We start from the raw sequence: 5,530 nt of genomic DNA, 5'->3' as shown, positions 1-5,530 counted from the left end.
GAAGGCCTGGAAACGGGTTGGAGTCGGTGCGTGTCGGTTGCTTGAGAACTCAACAGTGTGCTTGATAGTTAATGCCAATTGTCCTGCATGGGCGCATGGTGTGCACCTTCGGTGTGTGTTGTGTGTTCGTGTTGAGACTTCTTATTTGGTATGAATTGAAAACGTCATGTTTTCGGTTTGTAGCCATGATTATGGACCTTCGGGTCCGCTTCGTATGGTTGTTAGCTCCTTCGGGGGTTGATAGCAAACATTTACGGAGAGTTTGATCCTGGCTCAGGACGAACGCTGGCGGCGTGCTTAACACATGCAAGTCGAACGGTGATGACCAGCTTGCTGGTCGGATCAGTGGCGAACGGGTGAGTAACACGTGAGTAACCTGCCCCAGACTCTGGGATAAGCCTTGGAAACGAGGTCTAATACTGGATATGAGATGCCCCTGCATGGGGAGTGTCTGGAAAGATTTATCGGTCTGGGATGGACTCGCGGCCTATCAGCTTGTTGGTGGGGTAATGGCCTACCAAGGCGACGACGGGTAGCCGGCCTGAGAGGGCGACCGGCCACACTGGGACTGAGACACGGCCCAGACTCCTACGGGAGGCAGCAGTGGGGAATATTGCACAATGGGCGCAAGCCTGATGCAGCGACGCCGCGTGAGGGATGAAGGCCTTCGGGTTGTAAACCTCTTTCAGCAGGGAAGAAGCGCAAGTGACGGTACCTGCAGAAGAAGCGCCGGCTAACTACGTGCCAGCAGCCGCGGTAATACGTAGGGCGCAAGCGTTGTCCGGAATTATTGGGCGTAAAGAGCTCGTAGGCGGTTTGTCGCGTCTGGTGTGAAAACTCAAGGCTCAACCTTGAGCTTGCATCGGGTACGGGCAGACTAGAGTGCGGTAGGGGTGACTGGAATTCCTGGTGTAGCGGTGGAATGCGCAGATATCAGGAGGAACACCGATGGCGAAGGCAGGTCACTGGGCCGCAACTGACGCTGAGGAGCGAAAGCATGGGGAGCGAACAGGATTAGATACCCTGGTAGTCCATGCCGTAAACGTTGGGCACTAGGTGTGGGGCTCATTCCACGAGTTCCGTGCCGCAGCAAACGCATTAAGTGCCCCGCCTGGGGAGTACGGCCGCAAGGCTAAAACTCAAAGGAATTGACGGGGGCCCGCACAAGCGGCGGAGCATGCGGATTAATTCGATGCAACGCGAAGAACCTTACCAAGGCTTGACATACACCGGAAACTTCCAGAGATGGTTGCCCCGCAAGGTCGGTGTACAGGTGGTGCATGGTTGTCGTCAGCTCGTGTCGTGAGATGTTGGGTTAAGTCCCGCAACGAGCGCAACCCTCGTCTTATGTTGCCAGCACGTCATGGTGGGGACTCATAAGAGACTGCCGGGGTCAACTCGGAGGAAGGTGGGGATGACGTCAAATCATCATGCCCCTTATGTCTTGGGCTTCACGCATGCTACAATGGCCGGTACAAAGGGCTGCGATACCGCGAGGTGGAGCGAATCCCAAAAAGCCGGTCTCAGTTCGGATTGGGGTCTGCAACTCGACCCCATGAAGTCGGAGTCGCTAGTAATCGCAGATCAGCAACGCTGCGGTGAATACGTTCCCGGGCCTTGTACACACCGCCCGTCAAGTCACGAAAGTCGGTAACACCCGAAGCCGGTGGCCCAACCCTTGTGGAGGGAGCTGTCGAAGGTGGGACTGGCGATTGGGACTAAGTCGTAACAAGGTAGCCGTACCGGAAGGTGCGGCTGGATCACCTCCTTTCTAAGGAGCATCACTCACAGCCGGCGCTCTTCGGAGCCTGGTTGTGCAGAGGCCATGGCGCTCACCGAACGTGTGGGTGGATGGTTGCTCAAGGGTGGAACATTAACGAAGAGCTTCGTCCAAGACGGTTCGTGTCAGTACCTGTCCACTTTGCGTGGGTGGTGGAACATCACGGGTACGGGGGATGGGGTTTGCCAAGCACACTGTTGGGTCCTGAGGGAACCGCCCGCATGGGTGGGGTCGCTCTGAACGGGCCATCGCGTCTCCTGGGTGAACCGCCGACCTTGTGTTGGTAGGCCGTGGGAGCGGGTGGGATCGTCCGTAGCTTGAGAACTGCACAGTGGACGCGAGCATCTTTGTAAGATCAAAGATTTATCTTTGTTCTCTGCAATTTTTTGTTGTCAAGTTTTTAAGGGCACAGGGTGGATGCCTTGGCACTAGGAGCCGATGAAGGACGTTGTAGCCTGCGATAAGCCTCGGGGAGTTGGCAAACGAACCGTGATCCGAGGATCTCCGAATGGGGAAACCCCGCTGGAGTCATGTCCAGTGACCCGCACCTGAATATATAGGGTGTGTGGAGGGAACGTCGGGAAGTGAAACATCTCAGTACCGACAGGAAGAGATATTCCGTGAGTAGTGGCGAGCGAAAGCGGAACAGGCCAAACCGTTCATGTGTGATAGCTACCAGGCGTTGCATGGGCGGGGTTGTGGGACCTTTCAGACCGGGCTGGTACCCGGTCAGGGAGTCAGAAAGTCGCGTTATAGTCGAAGGGCATTGAAAGGCCCGGCACAGAGGGTGCGACCCCCGTAGACGAAATGACGTGGCCTCCCGAAGGGGATCCCAAGTAGCACGGGGCCCGAGAAATCCCGTGTGAATCCGGCAAGACCACTTGCTAAGCCTAAATACTACCTAGTGACCGATAGCGGACCAGTACCGTGAGGGAAAGGTGAAAAGTACCCCGGGAGGGGAGTGAAATAGTACCTGAAACCGTGTGCCTACAATCCGTTGGAGCCTCCCTAGCAGGGGTGACAGCGTGCCTTTTGAAGAATGAGCCTGCGAGTTAGTGCTCAGTGGCAAGGTTAACCCGTGTGGGGAAGCCGTAGCGAAAGCGAGTCTGAATAGGGCGAATGAGTCGCTGGGTCTAGACCCGAAGCGAAGTGATCTAGCCATGGGCAGGTTGAAGCGTGGGTAAGACTACGTGGAGGACCGAACCCACCAGGGTTGAAAACCTGGGGGATGACCTGTGGTTAGGGGTGAAAGGCCAATCAAACTTCGTGATAGCTGGTTCTCCCCGAAATGCATTTAGGTGCAGCCTCGCGTGTTTCTTGCCGGAGGTAGAGCTACTGGATGGCCGATGGGCCCTACAAGGTTACTGACGTCAGCCAAACTCCGAATGCCGGTAAGTGAGAGCGCGGGAGTGAGACTGTGGGGGATAAGCTCCATAGTCGAGAGGGAAACAGCCCAGACCACCAGCTAAGGCCCCTAAGCGTGTGCTAAGTGGGAAAGGATGTGGAGTTGCACAGACAACCAGGAGGTTGGCTTAGAAGCAGCCACCCTTGAAAGAGTGCGTAATAGCTCACTGGTCAAGTGATTCCGCGCCGACAATGTAGCGGGGCTCAAGTACACCGCCGAAGCTGTGGCATTCACACAAACGCTAGGCCTTCGTGGTCCAGGCGTGTGGATGGGTAGGGGAGCGTCGTGTGGGCAGTGAAGTCGCGGGGTAACCCAGCGGTGGAGCCTACACGAGTGAGAATGCAGGCATGAGTAGCGAAAGACGGGTGAGAAACCCGTCCGCCGAATGACCAAGGGTTCCAGGGCCAGGCTAATCCGCCCTGGGTAAGTCGGGACCTAAGGCGAGGCCGACAGGCGTAGTCGATGGACAAGGAGTTGATATTCTCCTACCGGCGAAGAACCGCCCATACCGAACCCGGTGATGCTAAGCGCCCTTAACTCGCACCGTCTCCTTCGGGAGACATCGCGAGAGCGGCGCGCGACCCGAACCGGTACTAGGTAAGCGTATTAACAGGGGTGACGCAGGAAGGTAGCCCAGCACGGCGATGGTTGACCGTGTCCAAGGTTGTAGGGCGAACAGTAGGCAAATCCGCTGTTCACATAGCCTGAGAACTGATAGATAGCGCGTATGCGCGAATTGGGTGATCCTATGCTGTCAAGAAAAGCCTCGGCGCGAGGTTCTAGCCGCCCGTACCCTAAACCGACTCAGGTGGTCAGGTAGAGAATACTAAGGCGATCGAGAGAATCGTGGTTAAGGAACTCGGCAAAATGCCCCCGTAACTTCGGGAGAAGGGGGGCCCGATGCGTGACGGAACTTGCTTCCCGAGCGTTGACGGCCGCAGAGACCAGGGAGAAGCGACTGTTTACTAAAAACACAGGTCCGTGCGAAGTCGCAAGACGATGTATACGGACTGACGCCTGCCCGGTGCTGGAAGGTTAAGAGGACGGGTCAGCTCTTCGGAGCGAAGCTCAGAATTTAAGCCCCAGTAAACGGCGGTGGTAACTATAACCATCCTAAGGTAGCGAAATTCCTTGTCGGGTAAGTTCCGACCTGCACGAATGGCGTAACGACTTCTCCGCTGTCTCAACCGCGAACTCGGCGAAATTGCACTACGAGTAAAGATGCTCGTTACGCGCAGCAGGACGGAAAGACCCCGGGACCTTTACTATAGCTTGGTATTGGTGTTCGGTGCGGCTTGTGTAGGATAGGTGGGAGACTGTGAAGCATGCACGCCAGTGTGTGTGGAGTCAACGTTGAAATACCACTCTGGTCGCTCTGGATATCTAACCTCGGTCCGTAATCCGGATCAGGGACAGTGCCTGGTGGGTAGTTTAACTGGGGCGGTTGCCTCCTAAAATGTAACGGAGGCGCTCAAAGGTTCCCTCAGCCTGGTTGGCAATCAGGTGTCGAGTGCAAGTGCACAAGGGAGCTTGACTGTGAGACTGACAGGTCGAGCAGGGACGAAAGTCGGAACTAGTGATCCGGCGGTGGCTTGTGGAAGCGCCGTCGCTCAACGGATAAAAGGTACCCCGGGGATAACAGGCTGATCTTGCCCAAGAGTCCATATCGACGGCATGGTTTGGCACCTCGATGTCGGCTCGTCGCATCCTGGGGCTGGAGTAGGTCCCAAGGGTTGGGCTGTTCGCCCATTAAAGCGGTACGCGAGCTGGGTTTAGAACGTCGTGAGACAGTTCGGTCCCTATCCGCTGCGCGCGCAGGAAACTTGAGAAGGGCTGTCCCTAGTACGAGAGGACCGGGACGGACGAACCTCTGGTGTGCCAGTTGTTCCGCCAGGAGCACGGCTGGTTAGCTACGTTCGGAAGGGATAACCGCTGAAAGCATCTAAGCGGGAAGCCTGCTTCAAGATGAGGTTTCCATCCCCGCAAGGGGGAGAGGCTCCCAGCTAGACCACTGGGTAGATAGGCCGGATGTGGAAGGCAGGACTAAAGACTGCCGAAGCTGACCGGTACTAATAAGCCGACAACTTGATAACACTCAAACTTTTTGCTACGCGTCCACTGTGCGGTTCCCGAGATACGGGCACACCCCCACGTAACCGGGGGTCCCGAACATCTCCATAGAGTTACGGCGGTCATAGCGAGAGGGAAACGCCCGGTCCCATTCCGAACCCGGAAGCTAAGCCTCTCTGCGCCGATGGTACTGCCCTGGAGACGGGGTGGGAGAGTAGGTCGCCGCCGGACAACCATTCACCAAAGGCCCACCCCACACGGGGTGGGCCTTTGGC

General features: G+C 56.6%; 3 rRNA genes. All 3 read left to right on the top strand.

From position 1 onward, the window contains the following. The first annotated feature begins 250 nt into the window (after positions 1–250). The 3 genes from ACIPWA_RS20350 (at position 251) to rrf (ending at position 5,486) form a co-directional block, all read left to right on the top strand. Positions 251–1,771: ribosomal RNA gene (locus ACIPWA_RS20350) — 16S ribosomal RNA — on the top strand. Positions 1,772–2,170: 399 nt separating this feature from the next. Further along, a 23S ribosomal RNA gene (locus ACIPWA_RS20345) occupies positions 2,171–5,278 on the top strand. A gap of 91 nt (positions 5,279–5,369) precedes the next feature. Further along, a 5S ribosomal RNA gene (gene rrf / locus ACIPWA_RS20340) occupies positions 5,370–5,486 on the top strand. Together the 16S, 23S and 5S rRNA genes form the textbook arrangement of a ribosomal RNA operon. The last annotated feature ends 44 nt before the right edge of the window (positions 5,487–5,530 follow it).

The sequence above is a fragment of the Oerskovia enterophila genome (genome assembly GCF_044748475.1).
GTDB classification, from domain to species: Bacteria; Actinomycetota; Actinomycetes; order Actinomycetales; family Cellulomonadaceae; genus Oerskovia; species Oerskovia enterophila.
The sequence above is the reverse complement of the archived record's forward strand: the minus strand, read 5'-3'. Positions and strand labels throughout refer to the sequence as shown.